Raw genomic sequence first — 1,017 nt, 5'->3', positions numbered from 1 at the left:
TGAACATTATCATCATCTAAATTAAATCCAAAAACAATGTCTTCATCAAACAAAGAAGCTTGTCCTTCTTCTCTTTCCTCATTTATTTCAAAATCTACAGAATCATTTTTCTCAACAATATTCTTCTTTAATGAATTATAACTTCTCAAATCACCTTTTAATCTCATAACCTGACGTTCTAATAAAGGTAAATCTAATTCTAAATGCTCTCTAATATCTATAGGGATAATCAAATCATTAGGAATAGAATCCATACCTAAGTTCTCAAATAAAGACCAACCAGATGAAATTTTAATCAAAATTTCATCTAACTCACAATCAATCTTATACATTCCCTTCAAAACTGCCTTAACAATACTAGAAGGTAAACCTGTATGTTTTTTAAAGTGATCCTTACTAAACTTTAAAATTTTATTAGTCACTAAATTCTTAACAATATATTGATAACGTAAAGGACGACCACACTCACACGGATGATCTTTCGAAACTTTTCCTGCATCAATCTACTCAATAAACATCCATTGAGTAGATATATGTTCAGCATCCTTTTCAGATTCGCCACCTTTTAATCTAGCTAACACACTAGAGAATGCTGTCTGATTACCTCTCTTCAAAAAAATACGTAAATACTCTTGTTGTTCATCAGACAAACTACCCATTATTCTATCCCTATCTTCTGGATCTAAATAAGCACCATACATAAACAACAAATCCTTCCGAAAAATTAAATTAAATAGACCATGCTACAAATTACATATATAATACAATTAGATTCTTTAACAATCATTTCAGTCTTATGATTCTTCAACCCATTGAAGAATCTACATTTTTGTACATCTTCAGCCCATTGAAGATGTTTTTTTTATATCTAAAATCCCATTTACTAAATCAAAAACATTATTTAATGTTATATTCGAAACCGGTTCTGGAACACAATTTATCATAGTCGATAAAACCTTTTCATCCGGCACATAAACTTTTATATTTTTCTTCGCTCTTGTAATTCCTGTATATAAT

Annotated in this window: 2 protein-coding genes; both read right to left on the bottom strand. The window is 29.3% G+C overall.

What is annotated here, in order from left to right; genetic code table 11:
• A partial coding sequence (locus FE392_RS20170; protein ID WP_319931902.1) for a hypothetical protein occupies positions 1 to 422 on the bottom strand: 422 nt, incomplete at its 3' end.
• Positions 423 to 503: 81 nt separating this feature from the next.
• A complete protein-coding gene (locus FE392_RS20165; RefSeq protein ID WP_319931901.1) occupies positions 504 to 701 on the bottom strand; it encodes a hypothetical protein in 198 nt (65 codons plus the stop codon).
• Between the last annotated feature and the right edge of the window lie 316 nt (positions 702 to 1,017).

This window comes from Xenorhabdus santafensis, from assembly GCF_033949405.1.
Taxonomy (GTDB): Bacteria; Pseudomonadota; Gammaproteobacteria; order Enterobacterales; family Enterobacteriaceae; genus Xenorhabdus; species Xenorhabdus santafensis.
Note: the sequence above shows the minus strand (reverse complement) of the source record. Positions and strands in the feature narration are given on the sequence as shown.

Bases quoted from the DNA above. Each gene is read 5' to 3' on its own strand.
- FE392_RS20165 (WP_319931901.1), bottom strand. From the start codon at position 701: ATGTATGGTGCTTATTTAGATCCAGAAGATAGGGATAGAATAATGGGT.